Source organism: Alcaligenes sp. CHO6 (genome assembly GCF_037120595.1).
GTDB lineage: Bacteria > Pseudomonadota > Gammaproteobacteria > Burkholderiales > Burkholderiaceae_B > Alcaligenes > Alcaligenes ammonioxydans.
Window position 1 is genome coordinate 113784 of record NZ_JBANCI010000003.1, and the last position, 19202, is coordinate 132985.

14 protein-coding genes are annotated in these 19202 nt (G+C 58.5%); 11 read left to right on the forward strand and 3 right to left on the reverse strand.

The genetic code is table 11. The features are described from left to right. Window positions 1-85 precede the first annotated feature (85 nt). The 9 genes from V6936_RS12670 to V6936_RS12710 all read left to right on the forward strand — a co-directional run bounded on the left by V6936_RS12670 (window position 86) and on the right by V6936_RS12710 (window position 13462). Complete coding sequence (locus tag V6936_RS12670) at window positions 86-2347, forward strand: 4Fe-4S binding protein (protein WP_336579962.1); 2262 nt, start codon at window positions 86-88, stop codon at window positions 2345-2347. A gap of 62 nt (window positions 2348-2409) precedes the next feature. Next, entirely contained in the window at window positions 2410-4314 is a 1905-nt protein-coding gene (gene nosZ / locus V6936_RS12675; protein ID WP_045929507.1) for a TAT-dependent nitrous-oxide reductase, read from the forward strand. A gap of 7 nt (window positions 4315-4321) precedes the next feature. Further along, window positions 4322-5662 carry a nitrous oxide reductase family maturation protein NosD gene (locus tag V6936_RS12680; protein ID WP_240209479.1) on the forward strand — a complete coding sequence of 447 codons (1341 nt, stop codon included), beginning with the start codon at window positions 4322-4324 and terminating at the stop codon, window positions 5660-5662. After that, window positions 5646-6557, forward strand: coding sequence for an ABC transporter ATP-binding protein (locus V6936_RS12685; protein ID WP_240209480.1), 912 nt, complete (start codon window positions 5646-5648; stop codon window positions 6555-6557). The genes V6936_RS12680 and V6936_RS12685 overlap by 17 nt, the downstream gene beginning before the upstream one ends. Before the next feature lie 3 nt (window positions 6558-6560). Next, complete coding sequence (locus tag V6936_RS12690; protein WP_240209481.1) at window positions 6561-7391, forward strand: ABC transporter permease; 831 nt, start codon at window positions 6561-6563, stop codon at window positions 7389-7391. After that, window positions 7388-7903 carry a nitrous oxide reductase accessory protein NosL gene (locus tag V6936_RS12695; RefSeq protein WP_131071019.1) on the forward strand — a complete coding sequence of 172 codons (516 nt, stop codon included), beginning with the start codon at window positions 7388-7390 and terminating at the stop codon, window positions 7901-7903. Before V6936_RS12690 ends, V6936_RS12695 begins: the two co-directional genes overlap by 4 nt. Window positions 7904-7935: 32 nt before the next feature. Then, window positions 7936-8946, forward strand: a complete 1011-nt coding sequence (locus tag V6936_RS12700) for an FAD:protein FMN transferase (RefSeq protein ID WP_240209482.1) — start codon at window positions 7936-7938, stop codon at window positions 8944-8946. An 89-nt stretch (window positions 8947-9035) separates the two neighbouring features. Next, entirely contained in the window at window positions 9036-10607 is a 1572-nt protein-coding gene (gene pgi, locus V6936_RS12705; RefSeq protein ID WP_240209483.1) for a glucose-6-phosphate isomerase, read from the forward strand. Between the two features lie 1364 nt (window positions 10608-11971). Then, a complete protein-coding gene (locus tag V6936_RS12710) occupies window positions 11972-13462 on the forward strand; it encodes a nucleobase:cation symporter-2 family protein (RefSeq protein WP_003805495.1) in 1491 nt (496 codons plus the stop codon). 137 nt (window positions 13463-13599) lie between these two features. Here V6936_RS12710 and V6936_RS12715 read toward each other — a convergent pair whose 3' ends face one another. Then, on the reverse strand, window positions 13600-14463 hold the full coding sequence (locus V6936_RS12715) for a DMT family transporter (protein ID WP_301606046.1): 864 nt from the start codon (window positions 14461-14463) through the stop codon (window positions 13600-13602). A gap of 128 nt (window positions 14464-14591) precedes the next feature. On the opposite strand from V6936_RS12715, the gene V6936_RS12720 reads away from it, so the two are divergent. Beyond that, window positions 14592-15983 carry an aminotransferase-like domain-containing protein gene (locus V6936_RS12720; RefSeq protein ID WP_003805491.1) on the forward strand — a complete coding sequence of 464 codons (1392 nt, stop codon included), beginning with the start codon at window positions 14592-14594 and terminating at the stop codon, window positions 15981-15983. A 92-nt stretch (window positions 15984-16075) separates the two neighbouring features. Then, entirely contained in the window at window positions 16076-16981 is a 906-nt protein-coding gene (locus tag V6936_RS12725) for a DMT family transporter (RefSeq protein ID WP_081050055.1), read from the forward strand. 32 nt (window positions 16982-17013) lie between these two features. Here the strand turns inward: V6936_RS12725 and V6936_RS12730 are convergent, their stop codons facing one another. Continuing rightward, the gene (locus V6936_RS12730) at window positions 17014-18450 is read right to left on the reverse strand and encodes a PEGA domain-containing protein (protein WP_336579963.1); all 1437 of its coding nucleotides are present in this window, start codon (window positions 18448-18450) and stop codon (window positions 17014-17016) included. An 8-nt stretch (window positions 18451-18458) separates the two neighbouring features. Then, complete coding sequence (tagF, locus tag V6936_RS12735; RefSeq protein WP_219235285.1) at window positions 18459-19202, reverse strand: type VI secretion system-associated protein TagF; 744 nt, start codon at window positions 19200-19202, stop codon at window positions 18459-18461.

The window sequence follows — 19202 nt, forward strand, 5'->3', positions numbered from 1 at the left end:
CAGAATCTGTCCTTGCTCTGACACAAAGAGCAAACAAAGGATAACCCCTACCATCTCGCAAGAATCTTGTTGCAGGTGGTAAGAAATGACGTCCCTCAATCGCTTGGCCCGGCATGTCCAGTTACGCACTATCTGGCTCCTGCTTTTCCTGCTGGCAGCCTGTTTAAGCAGCACTTCCGCACACTCCACGTCGCGCATTGCCCACTTCCTTCCGGACATTGCCCTCAACGAGATCTTTCCCACCGCCACCCACACCAGCGAGCCCGCAGGCTCGCTGCCTGTCGCCAAGGTATTTAAAGATCAGGAGCAGCTAGGGTATGTCTATGTGACGACCGACATCGTCAACACCCGCGGCTATTCCAGTTTCCCCATCGACACTCTGGTTGCCATGAGCATGGATGGCAGCATCGTCGCCGCCAAGCTGCTGGAACACCATGAACCCATTGTCTTGATCGGTATTCCGGAGTCGCGCGTCGAAGCCTTTATTCAAGGCTATATCGGCCAGAACTACATCAAGAACCGCCCCAAACCCGGCGCACCGCCACCCGTAGATATCATCAGCGGTGCCACCGTGACCTTGATGGTCGTGGGCGACAGCATCATGCGCTCTTCTCAGTTGGTGGCCCGGCAAGAAGGCATAGGCCAGCCTGCCGCCCCCGCCACGGCACCCGTCGCCGTCAAGCGCAGCATAGATACCAGCAACCACACCATTTCCAGCTGGGACGAACTGCTCCAAAGCGGTGCCATCCAACGCCTGCATGTCAGCGTGGCCGACATCAACCAGGCCTTTATTGATAATGGCCGTACAGAGGCCGCCGCCCATCCTCAGGAAGGCGATCCACAAGACACCTTTATCGACCTGTACGCCGCCCTGGTCAGCGTGCCCAGCATTGGACAAAGCCTGTTAGGCGAGGCCGATTACAACTACCTGCAACAAGAACTGAAACCCGGCCAGCAGGCCATGCTGGTCGTGGGCAATGGGCTGTATTCCTTCAAGGGATCGGGCTATGTGCGAGGCGGGATTTTTGACCGCATCGAAATCATCCAGGACCTGGACAGCTTTCACTTCACCGACCTGGATCACCAACGTCTGCCCGGCGTGAAAGCCGCAGGTGCTCCGGATTTCAAAGAAGCCGCCCTGTTCAAGATCCCTGCTACCGCCACCTTTGATCCTGTTTTACCCTGGCGACTGCAACTGTTGGTACAGCGTGTGCTTAGCGTCAAAGACAAAGCCTTTGTCACGCTGAACCTGAATTACCAGCTTCCTGACTCCTATTTGACGGCGCCCCCTCCAGCAGCCGCTGCAGCGGCCCCCGAAGCCGCAGAGCACGATGACCTGGAAACCGCCAGCGAGCCTTTGTACAAGCAAATCTGGGCTGGCAAGAAGGTACAAATTGCCGTGCTGCTGGTGTCTTTGCTGACCTTGGGCGGAGTCTTCTTCTTCCAGGACACGCTGACAAAACACGAGGTGTTCTACCGACGCTTTCGTATTGGCTTTCTGCTGTTCTCCCTGGTCTGGATTGGCTGGTACGCCTCGGCCCAATTGTCCGTGGTGAATGTACTGACGTTCTCCCACGCCCTGCGCACCGATTTCCGCTGGGAATACTTCCTGATGGATCCACTGGTCTTCATTCTGTGGATTGCTACCGCCATTTCCCTGATTTTCTGGAACCGGGGCGCCTTCTGTGGCTGGCTCTGTCCTTTCGGAGCACTGCAAGAGCTGGCCAACAAGCTGGCCTGCTTCCTGCGCATTCCCCAGATCAAGGTGGCCTACAGCGCCCATAAACGGCTGGTAGCCATCAAGTACGTGACCTTCATTCTGCTGTTTGGCTTTGCCCTGTACGACATGGCCGTGGCCGAAAAGATGGCCGAAGTCGAACCCTTCAAGACCGCCATCATCCTGAAATTCATCCGCGACTGGCCCTTCACGATCTTTGCCGTACTGCTGCTGATTGCCAGCCTGTTCATCGAGCGTTTTTACTGCCGCTATCTCTGTGCCCTGGGCGCTGCCCTGGCCATCCCCGCCCGCCTGCGCATTTTTGACTGGCTGCGTCGCTACCCCATGTGTGGCAACCCCTGTCAGCGCTGTGCGACCGACTGTCCCGTACAAGCCATCGAGCCCGAAGGCCCCATCAACCCCAACGAATGTATCCAGTGTCTGAATTGCCAGATGCTGTATCACCACGAGAAAAAATGCCCGCACCTGATTCAAAAGATCGCCAAGCGCAAGCGAGATAAACCGGCCCCCGTTGCCGTTGCCAGCTCGCTGCAAGACGATGCTGCTGCCCGCCCTACCGTGCGTCCACGCAGCGTAGACAGTACCGATTCCACCCCCGCCACGCCGTGAGACGCCTGGGCGCGCCCCAGCGCCAAGTCGGTCACGTCATCACACACAAGGAAAATCACACCATGTCCGAGAACAAGCAGGATAAACAGGGTCTGAGCCGCCGCGCCTTTTTGGGCACCGCCGCCTTATCCGGCGCTGCTGTGGTCAGCGCCACCCACATTGGCAATGCCTTGGCCGATACCAAAAAGGCGCCGAACGGGCAAAGCGCCCATATTGAGCCGGGCGAGCTGGACCAGTACTACGCCTTTAATTCCGGTGGTCAGTCCGGCGAGATCCGCATCATGGGTCTGCCCTCCATGCGCGAACTGATGCGCATCCCGATCTTCAATATTTGTAGTGCCACCGGCTGGGGGATTACCAACGAAAGCCGCCAGATCATGCGCGCCAATCTGACGCCTGAAACCCTGGCGTTTGCAGACTCCCTGGGCGGCATTTTGCCCAATGGCGATGCTCACCACCCCCATATGTCCTTTACCGACGGGACCTATGACGGGCGCTTCATCTACATCAACGACAAGGCCAATAACCGCGTGGCTCGCGTGCGCTGCGATGTCATGAAGTGCGACAAGATCATTGAGATTCCCAATGCCGACGGTATCCACGGCCTGCGCCCGCAACGCTACCCACGCACCGGCTATGTGTTCTGCAACGGCGAGCACATCGTCCCCCTGCCCAATAACGGCACAATCTTTGGCAACCCCAAGGAAAACTATTTCTCGGTGTTTACCGCCATTGATGGCGACACCATGGAAATCGCCTGGCAGGTGATCGTGGACGGCAACCTGGACAATTGCGACGCCGACTACCAGGGCAAGTACGCGTTCTCCACCTGCTACAACTCCGAAAAGGGAATAGATGTAGGCGAGATGAGCGCCAACGAGCAGGACTGGGCCGTGGTGTTCAACCTGAAAGCCATTGAAGACGGCGTCAAGAAAGGCGACTTCAAAGAAATGCAGGGCGTCAAAGTGCTGGATGGCCGCAAAGGCTCGCGCTACACCCGCTACATCCCCGTACCCAACTCCCCCCACGGTTGCAATGCCTCCCCCGATGGCATCCACGTGGTCTTTAACGGCAAGCTCTCGCCCACCGTCACCATGATCGACGTGCGCCGCCTGGATGACTTGTTTGCCGACAAGATCAAACCACGCGACTGCGTAGTGGCAGAACCTCAACTGGGCCTAGGCCCACTGCACACGGCCTATGACGGCCGCGGTAATGCCTACACCACGCTGTTTATCGACAGCCAGATCGTGAAGTGGAACATTGCCAAGGCCATCGAGGCGTATCAGGGCAAGGACGTAGACCCCATCATCCAGAAACTGGACGTGCACTACCAGCCCGGCCACAACCACACCACCATGGGCGAGACCAAAGAGGCCGATGGCAAATGGCTGGTGTCGCTGAACAAGTTCTCCAAAGACCGCTTCCTGAACGTAGGCCCGCTCAAACCCGAGAACGATCAGTTGATCGACATTTCAGGCGATGTGATGAAGCTGGTCCACGATGGCCCAAGTTTTGCCGAACCGCACGACATGCTGCTGGTTGCCGCCGAAAAAGTACGACCCAAGCGCGTCTGGACTCGCGACGATCCATGGTGGGACAGCGCACGGAAGATGGCCGAGAAAGATGGCGTCACCCTGGAAGGTGCCTCCAAGGTCATCCGGGATGGCAACAAGGTTCGGGTCTACATGACTGCCGTGGCACCCGTGTTCTCCGTGCCCAGCTTTGAGGTCAATCAGGGCGATGAAGTCACCGTCGTAGTCACCAATATGGAAATGATCGAAGACTTGACCCACGGCTTCACCCTGTCTGGCTATGGCGTGGCCATGGAAATTGGACCGCAGCAAACCAGCTCGGTCACCTTCACGGCCTCTCGCCCCGGTGTGCATTGGTACTACTGCCAGTGGTTCTGCCACGCCTTGCACATGGAAATGTCCGGTCAGATGAATGTGAAACCCAAAGCCTGACGGTGACATGAAGCCTTTCCGCCTGCTCCCCGCCCGTGCACGATGCCTCAGCCCAACCCTGGTGCTGAGGCTGGCCTTCAAGCCGCTTACGATCCTGGCCCTTGCGGCCAGTGGTCTGGCTGCTCAAGCGGCCACCATTGAGGTGCCTGCCGATACCGCGCTGCAAGCCGTTATCGATGCCGCCCAAGCCGGCGACATCCTGATGCTGGCTCCCGGCACGTATCAGGGCAATATCATCGTGAACAAACCTTTGACGCTTCAAGGCCCCAGCAACCGGCAAGCCGTGTTGATGGGCGAACGTGAAGGTCGCACGGTGTGGGTCCAGGCGGAAGATGTGCAGATACGTCAGATCACCGTGCGCAATTCCGGCTTGAGCCTGCCGGATATGGATGCGGGCATCTTCCTGGACAAGCCCGCCCATAACGCCCTGATCGAAAACAACGACATCCTCGACAATCTGGTGGGGGTATATGTCTGGGGGCCCCACAACGCGCTGGTGCAGCACAACACTATCGTGGGCAATAAAGAGCTGCGTCTGAATGAGCGTGGCAATGGCGTGACCGTCTGGAACTCCCCCGGCTCACGCATCTTGTACAACGATATTTCCTGGGGTCGCGACGGGATTTTTTCCAATACCAGCCGCGACAATGTGTTCAGCCACAACCGCTTTACCCAGCTACGCTATGCGGTGCACTACATGTACACCAATAACAGCGAGGTCAGCAGCAATGTCTCCATAGGCAATGACATTGCTTATGCCCTGATGTTTTCGCAGTTCCTGACGGTACGTGAAAACATCAGCATCAACAGCACACATCAAGGCTTGATGCTCAACGCCGCCCAGCAATCGACCATTACCGACAATATCGTGGACGGGGCCGAGAAAGGCGTTTTTCTCTACAACGCCAACTTCAACAAGATCTCCGGCAACCTGATTCAGAACACCCAGATCGGGGTGCACTACACCGCCGGTTCCGAAGGCAATGAGATCACGGAAAACGCCTTCATCCAGAACCAGAATCAGGTGAAGTATGTGGGCACCCGCTACCTGGAGTGGTCCAGCAAGGACCGGGGCAATTACTGGAGCGATCACAGCGCCTTTGACCTGAACGGTGACGGCATCGGTGACACCGCTTATCGCCCCAATGGCCTGATTGAACAACTGGTGTGGCGAGCCCCTTCGGCCCGCGTGCTCTTGAACAGCCCCGCCGTTTCCATTGTGCGCTGGGCGCAAACCCAATTTCCTGCCATTTTGCCCGGCGGCATCATCGATAGCGCACCGCTGATGCGTGCGCCCGACAATCCCGTCTGGGAGCGCTACAAGGCCCATCATGACTCCATCCAATAACCGCCCGGCCCCTGTCTCGCTGTCCAATGTCAGCAAACTGTATGGCCAGCAGCGCGCTACCAACGCGGTGAACTTCGAGCTTTACCCCGGCCAATGCACGGTGCTGGCTGGCCACAATGGCGCAGGCAAAAGTACTGTCATCAAACTGATTCTGGGCCTGATCCGTGCCGATGAAGGCAAGGTCACCTTGCTGGACCACGATGCGGGTTCATCCCAGGCTGCCCGGCTGCGAGCCCATATCGGCTACCTGCCTGAAACCGTCGCCTTGCACCCTGCCTTGACCGGCACCGAAACACTGGCGTTTTACGCCCGCCTCAAAGGGCTGCCGACCAGTGACAACCAGGCTTTACTGGCACGTGTCGGCATTGCCCAAGCGGCTCACAAACGCGTAGGCACGTACTCCAAAGGCATGCGCCAACGGCTGGCACTGGCCCAAACCCTGCTGGGCAAACCCCGTGTGCTTTTGCTGGATGAACCCACAACCGGACTGGACCCGGCCTCCCGTCTGCTGTTCTACGAGATCGTGCAAGAACTGCGCGATGCCGGGGCCACCATCCTGCTCAGCACCCACGCTCTGGCAGAGATGGAACGTCTGGCAGACCGCATCATCGTGATGCAACAAGGACGCAAGATTGCCGATGGCACCTTGTCCGACCTGCGCCAGCATGCCGGCTTGCCGGTACGCATTCGCCTGACCGTGGAACGCATACCGGACCCTGTGCCACCGCACTGGAAACCCATAGGCACAAACCGCCTGGAGCGTCATTGCACTGAAGCGGAAAAAATCCAGATCCTGCGTGAGGCGCACACCCTGCCTGGCTTGAAGGATCTGGAGCTGGAGTCCCCCGGTTTGGACGAGCTTTATGCGCACTTTTTAAAGCGCGAGGATTACTGAGCCATGAACCCTGTCCTGATCATCATCCAAAAGGAAGTGCGCGACGGGCTGCGCAACCGCTGGGTACTGGCAGTCACCCTCTTGCTGGCCACCCTGGCCTTGTCGCTCGGCTTTCTGGGCAGCGCCCCCACCGGCAGCGTCAAGGTCGACCCGTTGACTGTGACGGTGGTCAGCCTGTCCAGTCTGTCTATTTTCCTGATCCCGCTCATCGCCATGCTGCTGTCCTACGATGCCATTGTGGGCGAGATCGAGCGCGGCACCATGTCCTTGCTGCTGAGCTACCCCGTCCATCGCTGGCAGGTTCTGGTCGGTAAATTCCTGGGCCATGCCCTGATCCTGAGCCTGTCCACGGTGGTGGGCTACGGCCTGGCAGGCATCACCTTGCAAGTGGCGCATGGAGGCCTGGACTTCAGCGTCTGGACGCCCTTTCTGGCCATGATGGGGGCCAGCGTTCTGCTCGGCGCCAGTTTCCTGTCCATGGGCTATTTCATCAGCACCCTGGTCAGAGAACGTGCAACGGCAGCAGGTCTGGCCATCGGTATCTGGCTGTTCTTCGTGGTGATTTATGACATGGCTCTGCTAGGCATTCTGGTTGCCGATCAAGGCGCCATGATCACCGCGTCCTGGCTGAACATCATTCTGCTGTTCAACCCCACCGACGTGTACCGCCTGCTAAATCTGACCGGCTATGAGAATGTCGCCATGTTTGCCGGCATGGCCGGTTTAAGTGAACAGGCTCGTCTGCCCGCCAGCGTGCTGATGGGCGTTCTGCTGCTATGGATCGCTGTGCCTTTTGGTCTGGCAAGCCTGGTATTCAAAAGAAAAGCATTATGAAAAAACTGCGCACTTTTCTGTTGCTGTGCCTGGGACTGATACTGGCCGCTTGTGGCCAGCCTGAGCCTATACAGGCCCCACCGCCGCCCGTCGTCCAGATCCCCCACACCGCCGTAGGCCACTATTGCGGCATGTACCTGTTCGAGCACCAAGGCCCCAAAGGGCAAATTCTTCTGCGCGAACGCGAAGCGCCGCTCTGGTTCACCACCATACGCGAGGTCTTTGCCTACACCATGCTGCCTGAAGAATCCAAAGCCATCGCCGCTACTTATGTCCAAGACATGGCCCAGCGCGATCAGGACGGTCAGTTCCCCGAACAAGCCTGGATACCGGCACAAGATGCCTGGTATCTTATCTACAGCCGCTATACCGGCGGCATGGGCACCATCGATGCCCTGCCCTTTAGCCAGGAGCAGGCCGCCAAGGACTTCCAGCAACAACATGGCGGCCAATTGGTTCGCTTTGCCGACATGCCGGAGAACTACATCTTCGGTGCGGTCGCGCTGCCTTGAAACGCTTATCTTCCTGATCCCAGGTATTTGCCATGACTTCTACTCCAGTTTCCCGTCGTCGTTTTATCGGTATCGTGGCCGCGACCAGCGCACTGACTTGCGTGCCCTGGGCCGTCAAAGCGATGCAAGCGGTCCCTACCCCGCTCAGCTCCTGGCAAGGTGTGGCTTTGGGTGCGGACGCACAACTGCATATCCACCACCCCGACCCGGTTTTTGCACAGACCTTGATCGATCAAGCCTTGTCCGAAGTGCGACGACTGGAGCGAATATTCAGCCTGTATCAGGAAGACAGCGCCTTGCGACGCCTGAACCGCGACGGCTATCTGAAGCAAGCCCCCGGTGATCTGACGCGTCTGCTACAGGAATCACAACGACTTAGCGCGCTGACCGACGGGGCTTTTGACCCGACGGTGCAAGTACTCTGGGAACTGTATAGCCAAGCGGCCCAAGGCAAGGGCAATCAGGCGGCTGTCCCAGACGCAGCCCAGATCAGTCAGACACTGCAACAAGTCGGCCACCAGGCCATACTTATTCAGGAGGACTCCATCTGGCTGCAGCGGCCAGGCATGGCCTTAACCCTGAACGGTATTGCCCAAGGCTATATTACCGACCGCATCACCGAGCAGCTCAAACAGGCAGGGCTGGAACACGCCCTGATCGACATGGGAGAGATACGCAGCGTCGGCCTGGCTCCGGGCAATCGTCCCTGGCGGGTTGGTCTGACAGGGGACCCGGCAGAGCCAACCCGCCTCTTGAATCTGGACGTACGCAATCAGGCCGTCAGCACTTCGTCGGGCGCGGGAACCGCACTGAGCCGTGATGGCTCTGTCACTCATCTGTTCAACCCGGCCAATGGACAGGCTCGACCCTTGTATCGCAGTGTCTCGGTCGTGGCGGGCAACGCCACCATTGCCGATGCCTTGTCCACGGCGTTCTCATGGATGTCGCCCCCAGCGATTGCGCGGGTTCTGGCCAGCGACCCCGGTTTGCAGGCATGGGTCCTACCCTATGATGGCAAACATCTGATGCCGATCCATTCGTAAACACCCCGTCAAACCCGCTTACCAGGGGGCGCTCAAGCCCGACAAAGCCTCGTACAATGGCGGTTTCGTCTACCGCAGGCCTAATCCCCATGTCCGTGAACTGTCCAAGCCTTCCCTCTGCTGCCCCTTTGCCCGGTCTGCCAGAATGGACCGGGTTTTGTGAGGCGGCGCGTCAATCCGATCGCTACGCACTGGACCTGCACTGCCTGAAGGCAGCGGGCCTGCAAGTGGACTTGAGTGGGCAACGGCACTCGCCAGAACTACAGGCGGCCGGAGCCGCACTACTGGCCGCCCGCCATTTCGATCAGGCTCGCACACAATTGCTGAGCGGTGGCATCGTCAACAATACCGAGCAGCGCGCCGCCTGGCATAGCGCCCTACGCGCCCCTGCCCCCATCGCAGACGTGGCCAAGGAACGTGAACGCATGAACGAATTCGTGCGTGTCGCTGACTCCGAGCGCCGCTGGCGCAACATCATCCATATCGGCATTGGCGGCAGCGACTGGGGCGTGCGGCTGTCCTTGGCTGCCTTTGGCTATCGTCACAGCTGGCGCAATGTGCGCTTTCTGGCCAATATCGATGGCCATGCGCTAGAACATGCCCTATCGGGCATGGACCCGCATGACACCCTGATTGTCATTGCTTCCAAATCCTTCACCACCACAGAGACCTTGAAAAACGGGCAACGCGCCCTGGAATGGCTGCAGGCTGCCGGCGTCGCCAACCCCTATGAACAGATTGTGGCCGTTACCGCCCGTCCGGACACCGCCGCACGCTGGGGCGTGCCGCAAAAACAAATCTTTCAGTTCTGGGATTGGGTCGGTGGGCGCTTTTCACTCTGGTCTGCCGTCAGTCTGACCACTGCCCTGGCCGTCAGCAGTGATGTGGTGGCCGGGATGCTGTCAGGCGCGGCTGCCATGGATCAACATTTCCAGGAAGCCCCCATTGCCTCCAACGTGCCCGTGCAAATGGCTCTGGCGGGGGTGGTCAATCGCAGTGTACTGGGCTATGGCTCACTGAATATTTCGCCCTACGATTTTCGCCTTGGCAATCTGGTCCCCTACATCCAGCAATTGGATATGGAGTCCCTGGGCAAATCCGTCACCACCGGCGGAGAGCCCGTAGGCGTCGCCACGGGCGCAGCCGTCTGGGGTCTGGCAGGAACCGACGCGCAGCACACCTTTTACCAGTGGCTGCACCAGGGCAGCGACGGCGCTCCCGTTGACTTTATTGTGTGCCAGCAGGCGGATCACCATCAGGCCGAGCACCATCATCTGTTGTTGGCCAATTGTCTGGCCCAGCGCGAGGCGCTGATGCGCGGCAAAACCTACGAACAGGCCCTGGCCGAATGCGAGCAGCAGGGCCTGGGCGAACAGGCCGCCGAGCTTGCCCACCACCGTGTCCACTCGGGCGGACGCCCCAACACGCTGATCGTGCTGCCACGTCTGAACCCGTTCTCACTGGGCGCCTTGCTGGCCTTGTACGAACACAAGATTTTCGTGCAGGCCCTGATCTGGGGTATCAATCCCTTCGATCAGTGGGGCGTGGAATACGGCAAAGTATTGGCCAATGGGATTTTGCAGGAGCTGTCTGGAGAAAAAGAGATCTCTGCCATCCATGATGCGTCTACCCGGCATTGGATAGAGACTTTCAAGAGTTAACCTTGCTCACTGTCCTATCTGCGCCCTAGGTCCTGTTGAGACTATGTATAAAAAGCTGGATGCTAGGGTCATCGAGCTAACACAAGCCTGAAGTGAGCAACTCGCGAATTTGCATATGGCGGGTCGGCCATATTTACTAAGCCCCGAATCCTCATTGCAAACTCATCCAATTAATGATTACGGCATTCCAGACGGCACTGGTGCCATACACACTGCGGCGTTAATTTTTCACTATACGGGATATCGTAAGTTATGGAACCGGCTCTGGATCGCCTTTGATGACCATGCAACTATTGCAGGTATTAACTCAACCGGGGGGATGTGTTATCCCGTCAATTGTAACGATCATTAGACAGCAACTAACTGGCTTCAAGGTAGGCAATCTGCATCCCCAACAAGCTAGCTTCAACAACTTATCAGCATTTTCCCCATGTCTGAACACGCACTTTTTTAGCACTCTATCTGCACTCAATGGAAATCACAGAATCGAGTGCAGTCAAGCGACATATTTATCTAGCGATGAGCCAATGCTGACGCCTCTTTGTCAGTCCAACACACAATCGAAGCATATGCTAAATAAACCGGCTACGTTCGGCTTTGTAGACTGAAGCAGATCAAAAAAACCGTTCATTATTCTTACTCATGACAGTTTGGATTTTCGCGTCAGCTGAGAAAACGTACAACCCTATGCAAAGGGACATAGTTGCGGTCCCAGAAGCAAAAAATATGATCTTGAAGAAGATAGACCACGTATCCGGAATGATAGTCGTAAACGGTTTAACGGGCTGCTCCCGGTTTACTAGTTGTTAACACAACCGCTTTGAAGGATTTTTAAAATCTACTGATTTTACAGCAATGACGGGAACGCCATATACTCCAGAACACTGTACGAGTGAAAACGAGGACTTGAATTCCGCTAAAAAAACTTAGCAACAGGAACAAGGCTTGTCAATTTCAGAGTGTATAATTTTCTCAAATTACTCGGCGCCGAAGCCTGTCAGGCGGCTTATAGACTCGGCCTCGGTGTGACTGTAGAACAACGGCTCAGACCAGATAAAACCAACCAGTCGTATCCAATGTACTCATTTTTGATACAAACTCGACCGCCTCGTGACGGGTGCAATACCTTTACCATGGCCGCGCAACAAGGATTGCGGGCTTACGCCTGAAAATATGTGACCAAAGCAGTGTTTTCCCTTAGCCTGTACAAAAACGCCCGAATCAGGGCGTTTTTTTTCGGGGTTATCCCTCATCTATAGGCTGGTTCGCCTAGGCGCTATACGAATTGTCTTATGGCGCGCCTGTCGCACGCCGTTACATTGAGATGGCTACATCTAATAATTAATCCACTCTGGAGACATCTCATGGGTACGAACGCGACCACCGCACCCGTCGACGAACGATTACCGAATGGCAGGCTGGCTGCATTGGGCCTGCAGCACGTTTTGGTAATGTACGCCGGTGCCGTCGCGGTTCCACTAATTGTGGGCCGGGCTTTAAATCTGTCGTCTGAAGAAGTATCTATCCTGATCGCCGCAGACCTGTTTGTCTGCGGCATCGTATCCATCATTCAATCGATGGGTTTTACGCAGTACTTTGGCATCAAGCTGCCTGTCATGATGGGCGTTACCTTCGCTGCCGTGGGTCCCATGGTGTCCATGGCCCAGTCCAACCCCGGTCATGAGGGCGCTCAAATGCTGTTTGGCACCGTCATCGGGGCCGGGATCATCACCATGATCATTGCCCCTGCCGTGAGCCGGATGCTGCGTTTTTTCCCGCCGGTGGTCACTGGCACGATTATTGCCATGATCGGCATTACGCTGATGCGTGTGGGCATCAACTGGATTTTCGGCAATCCTGTCGGCCCGACTGCGCCCAGCGTCATCAACCCCGACCATCTGGCCTGGATACAGCACGCCCAATCCGCTGCCGCCATGCCCGGCTCCGCCCTGCCACCGCCCCCGGAAGGACTGGCCTTGAAAGCCACCGTTCCCAACCCCCGTTACGCCAACCTGACAGGTCTGGGCATTGCGGCCATCGTACTGACATCGATTCTGTTGATTGCCAAATTCGCAAAAGGCTTTCTGGCTAACGTGGCTGTCTTGCTGGGTATTGTCATTGGCGCGGTTGTGGCCTCGGCCATGGGCATCATGACTTACGAAAAAGTGGCCAACGCGGCCTGGGTTGATCTGGTTCTGCCGTTTCACTTTGGCATGCCCAAGTTCAACATTTTGCACATTGCGACCATGACCCTGGTCATGATTGTGGTGCTGATTGAATCGACCGGCATGTTCCTGGCGCTGAGCGACATGACGGGCAAGAAGGTGGATCAGAAGGATCTGGCGCGTGGTCTGCGTACCGATGGTCTGGGCACCTTGCTGGGCGGTATCTTCAATACCTTCCCCTACTCCAGCTTCTCGCAGAACGTGGGTCTGGTCGCCGTAACGGGTGTGCGCAGTCGCTTTGTGTGCGTGGCAGGCGGCGTGATTCTGATTATTCTGGGCCTGCTGCCCAAGATGGCCGCCCTGGTGGAATCCTTGCCTACCGTGGTTCTGGGCGGTGCCGGCATTGTGATGTTCGGTATGGTCACCGCCACCGGCATCCGTATTCTGTCCGGCGTGGACTACAAGACCAACCGCAACAACTCCATGATTGTCGCCATCTCGATTGGCGTGGGCATGATCCCGCTGGTGGCGCCCAATTACATGCAGTGGATGCCCCACGCCATCCATCCGCTGATCGAATCGGGTATTTTGCTGACCTCGATGGCCGCCGTTTTACTAAACCTGTTCTTTAATGGCGCCAAAGAAGACACCCACGCAGCGGTAGAAGCCGCCAAACACGCCGAAGCGTAGTTAACGCCCGGCATGATTGAAAACCGGCCTGTTTGTTGTCATGATGAAAAACAGGCCGGTTTGATCGACACAGGTGCCCTGGGGTCTGGGGGCCACCGCTCAAGGCCAAACGGGCCATACGGCGAACAGCGCTTGTCTCAGGAAGCAAAACGCCGCGCACCCGCCACACACAAGGCGGCCCCCATCGTGACCCAGATCATGCTGGCATTGACGGCCTCGCCCAGCAGGACCGCAGCCAATGCCAAGCCCATAAAAGGTTGCAGCAACTGCAACTGTCCGACTGCCGCGATGCCCCCCTGCGCCAGTCCTCGATACCAGAACACAAAGCCCAAAAACATACTGAAGACCGACACGTAGCCAAACCCCAGCCAGGCCGAGAGGGTGACCGTGTCAAAGCTGGCGGGCCAGAACCAGATCATCATGAGGAACATCAAGGGCAAGGACAGCACCAACGCCCAGCAAATTACTTGCCAGCCTCCCAGGCGGCGCGACAGACGCCCACCTTCGGCGTAGCCCATGCCACAGACCACCACCGCTGCCAGCATATACAGATCGCCTTGCCAGACCGCTTCCAGCCCTTGCTGCGCGGCATAGCTCATCACCAGCAGGCAGCCCAAAACAGAGCATAACCAGAACACGGGTTTATGCCGTTCACCGGCCAAGACCACCCCAAAGAGCGCAGTGCACAAAGGCAACAAGGCGACATACACAATAGAATGCGCCGAAGTGATGTACTGCAGGGCCAGCGCGGTCAACAAGGGGAATCCCAGCACGACACCAAAACCGACCACGGCCAGGGACAACAGATCCGATCGCTGTGGCCGTGTCACGCGCCCCAGCAGCAACCAGACGCTGGCCAGCAACGCAGCCACGACGGCTCGCGCACCCGTCAGGAAAAATGGGTCCATACCCAGCACAGCGACCCGTGTAGCCGGTAAAGAACCAGCAAAAATCGCCACCCCCATAAAACCATTCAGCCAGCTGACCGCCTTGCTATCCATCGCTTTTTCTCCCCCAAAGAAGCTTGTCAGTACAACACAGCTATGCCAGGATACCCAGGCACAGTCCAGTACAGTTTTAAAAAACTGTATTGGCCTTTATCCCCATACACCGTGCCTAACCCTGCCTCATGCCTGCCTTGACCCGTATCGACCACCTCATGCAATCCGTGCGTGAACGCATCGCCGCACGGACCTATCCGCCGGGCACACGCCTACCTTCTGTGCGGGCACACGCCCGTTCATCCGGCGTCTCGGTCTCTACGATTGTGGAGGCGTACGGCCGGCTGGCGGCAGAAGGGCTGATCGAAGCCCGGCCCGGCTCCGGCTTTTATGTGACGGCCCCTTTGGCCCCCCTGAGCCTGACGGCCCTGGAACCTGCACTGGACAGGGATATAGACCCTTTGTGGATCTCTCGTCAGTCTCTGGAGGCCGACGACGATGCACTCATGCCCGGCTGTGGCTGGCTGCCCTCGGACTGGATGTATGAACAAGGCGTGCGGCGGGGGCTGCGCAAAGCAGCACGCAGTGCCAGCCAGGACCTGACGGACTATGGCTCACCCCTCGGTCTGGAGTCTCTGCGACAACGACTGGCCCGCCGTCTTGTGCAATCTGATATTGAAGTTGGGCCGCATCAAATCATGCTGACCGATTCGGGCACTCAGGCTATTGACCTGATTTGCCGATTTCTTCTGGAAGCAGGCGATACCGTGCTGGTGGACGACCCTTGCTACTTCAATTTTCACGCTTTGCTACGGGCGCACAGGGCCAACGTCGTCAGTGTGCCCTACACCCACCAGGGGCCGGATCTGACCGCTTTTGAAGCGGCACTTCAACAGCACAAGCCCCGCCTCTACATCAGTAATTCGGGGATCCACAACCCGACCGGAGCACGGCTTTCGGCCGCTACAGCGCACAGTGTTCTGGCCATGGCGCAGCGTGCCGACCTCTACATTATCGAGGACGACATTTTCGGCGATCTGGAAACGCGCCCGGCAACCCGTCTGGCGGCACTGGATGGCTTGTCCCGCGTCGTGCAAATAGGCAGTTTTTCCAAAACCCTGTCGGCGTCGCTGCGTTGCGGCTACATCGCCGCACAGGCGCCCTGGATAGAAAGTCTGGTGGATTTGCGCACGGCAACCAGTTTCAGCAGCAACCGCCTGGCTTCGCATATTCTGAACAGTGCGCTGGGCGACAGCGGCTATCGTAAACATCTTGAGCACATTCGATACCGGCTGTCCAAGGCCATGGACGTGACCCTGACACGCCTGGAGCAGCTCGGCCTCAGTCCATGGCTACGCCCGCGCGAAGGCATGTTTCTCTGGGCCCGTCTGCCCGAAGGCCACGACGCCCTGAGTCTGGCTCGCGCCTGCCTGCCTCATGGCGTGATCCTGGCTCCTGGCCCCGTGTTCAGTCAAGCAGCGGATGCCGCTCAGTTCTTGCGATTTAATGTTGCCCAATGCAGCGACACGCGTATTTTTACGGTGCTCAAGAACGCGCTTGATCAAGCGCGACCCGATTAAGCCCTTGAACAGTGTTCGCTCTCTTGCCACGGAAACGGGCAATGATGCTCTGCCGGGGGTGGGGGATTACAATCTGTTCTGTTGGGCGGCCCATGCGGACCGCCGCCACCGATCCCATTCCCATGTCCCCCAAAGACTTACGCGATTTATTCCTGCTGGCCGCCATCTGGGGCGGCTCATTTTTATTTACCCTGCAGGCGGTTCCCGACTTTGGCCCTTTCCCGCTGACCGCCGTGCGCGTCGGTGTCAGCGCCCTGGCCCTGATGAGCTATATCACCGTCACGGGCCGCCTGCCAGTGTTCCTGGCGAACTGGAAGCCCATTTTTGCGCTCGGGGTCCTCAATGCCGCCGCGCCTTTTTCCCTGTATGCCTTTGCGGCATTGCGGCTGGAATCGGGCCTGCTGGCGGTCCTCAATGCCATGGCACCCCTGTTTGGCGCACTGGTTGCCCGGGTCTGGCTCAAAGAACGCCTGACGCCCAGCCGCATTCTGGGCCTGTGCGTCGGCTTTTTAGGCATTCTGATTCTGGTGTACGACAAGCTCAGCTTTAACAAAGGGGCCGAAGGCTGGGCTGTCCTGGCGTCTTTGCTGGCCACTGTGTTTTACGGCATTGCCGCCAACTTCACCGCGCGCTATCTGCGCGGAGTCCAACCCCAGGCGGTCGCGGCTGGCAGCATGGTCAGCGCCACCCTGGTTTTGCTGCCCGCCGCCATGTACTGGTGGCCGGCTCAAACGCCAGGCTTGCCCGCCTGGGGCGCGGCGCTGTCCCTATCCCTGTTATGTACCGCCGTTGCCTACCTGATTTTCTATCGTCTGCTCGCCAACGTCGGTCCCTCCAAAACCATCACAGTCACATTTCTGGTGCCGCCTTTCGGAGTGCTCTGGGGCGCCTTGCTGTTGGACGAAGCGCTGACCGCGCAAATGTTGATCGGCATGAGCACGGTCTTGTTGGGTACATTGCTGGCCACCGGTCTGATTGGCAGACGCAAGGCGGTCTAAGTCAGCCCCCACCGCCTTACCCCACTCGTCAGCTAGTTGAACGCGTGTTTGACGCTGGCTGTCTGTCCTGATCGCACCCGTACCGTGCTGCTAAACGGCGGCAGGCCGGCATTTTTAATCAGGATGCGGTGTGTGCCGGCCGGCAAGGACAAGGACTTCAACGGCGGACTGACTCCCTGCTTGCGTCCATTGACGTAGATCTCGCCCCACGGCCGCACATCCAGCACGACGGTACCTTTGGCCGTGGGCGCCGCTTGCGTCGGTGCAACGGCTTCAGGCTTGGCAGTATCCGCAGGGGTCGGCTCAACCCGCGGTACACGGCTCGGCTCCTCGGACGCTTGCTCTGGCTGGGCTGGCTGCGATGGCAGGGCATCCAACCCAGCCGACATGCCTGATACCTGTACCGCCTCGGCAGCCGGCTCCACAGCCTGAACCCGTGCCTGCCCGGCTGACACGCTGGCTTGAGCCGACATGGGCGCCAACGATGGAATGGCATCGGTCGTAACGGGTTGCACCGCCTGAAGCGCGACTGGTCCGCCTTCCTGCCCCTGCCCGGACACGGCAGCGGATAACCCTGGCGGGGAAGACGGCTCACCCTCGCTCGAGGTGTTCGGGAGCGCCGCGACTGGCTCTGAAACGGCCTGTACGGACCCCTCTGCCGTCGGCAAACCCCGCAGATCCGCCTGGCCCTCCTGCCCTTTGGGAGCCGCCCCTCTGGAAAGGGTTTCGGCCATCAAGGCCTGGCCGCTCTCTGTGGTGGCAACAAGCGATCCTGACTCCTCACCGCCTGTGCTCCAGTACCCTACTGCCAGCCCTACCACCAGCAGCAAGGCCAAGCCGCCCAGCCAACGCCAGCCAAAGGCGCGGCGTTCGGTTCGTATGGGCAACACGGGCCGCGCCAGCGCTGTCTGCTCAGAGACAGAGGCAGACACCTGTCCTAACCTTTCCAGTCGTCGATACGACAGCATGGATTGCGGGCGCTGTACCCAGTCCAATGCCAAGCCCTGCAACATGGCCTGGGTGGGGCCATCCGCCTCCTCATCCATCCCCACCGGGTCCCTTAGCTGTCGCCAGGGTGCGGCCGTCAAGGGCGCGCCCGTCGTCAAGTGCCAGCGCAACGCGGCATAGCCGTAGACATCTGTCCACGGCCCGGCAGGCCGGGTCGGGTCGTCCACATACTGTTCAGGGGCCGCACAAGGCTCATCAAACGCCATGCCGTAAGCACGGGCCTGAGTCAGGTTACGCTTGTGCAGGACCTGCGCCAGCGCTTGTAACTGAACCAGGCCCTCGTCGGTCAATATCACCGTATCCAAACCCAGCGCGCCATACCATTCCTGCCGCTCATGCAATTGGGCCAGTTGCAAGGCCAAATGCTCCAGAATAAGCAGCCGCTGGTCCAGCGACAAAGAATCCAGAACCTGCCCCAAAGGACGGCCCTGTCCATCATGGGCAGAAGTCGTTCGTTTCATGAAAGTTCTCACCAGGATTGAGAGAGACGGCCATCAAGATCGGCCGCTGTAACTGAGGTAAACAAGCGTCGAAACAGGGCAAGGCTCAACTCACCACGATGGGTCACGCTACGCCAGTTGGGGTTGTTCATCCCCAAACACCACCAGTAGCTGCGTTGAGAGCCGGGTTCCAGGCAAGGCTGTAACACCGCCCATGGGTCTTGCGGCACAGCTCCCCCGCGCGTGCCATACAACACATCCAGAATGTCCTGACCTGCCTCGCGTTGTTCCAGCCGGGCGGCAGCACTGTCAGCCAACAAGCCAGCAACCGGCAGCGCACGGCACAAGGTCTGGTCTACCTGCGTCGCGGCCCAGCAAAACCGCACCCCTTGCTGCAAGACCAGCCCCAGTTGCTCAACCAGACTGGCAAGAACCGGCAGACGAACGCGCTGACATTGCTCCAGATCCAAGGCCACCAGGGCACAGACCAGATACTCCCGTCCAACCCGGTCCTGACTGGGCATGACCGCGCCCGCCTGCACCCCGCCCTGAGGCAAGGACCTGACAAACCCCCAGACCGGAACGGCTGAGCCCGCTAGATTGACACCAGCCGGCTTAGTGAATGGACGAATCTGACTGACCCCACTACTGAACCAGCGCTCCCACGGCAGCAGAATCGAGTCGGGCATGCGTCTGCGCACGAAATCGCCCATTGCTGGAATCTTGCCGTACCACATCACGGCAAGGTTCGCGTCCAACTCATCGTTGAGCAT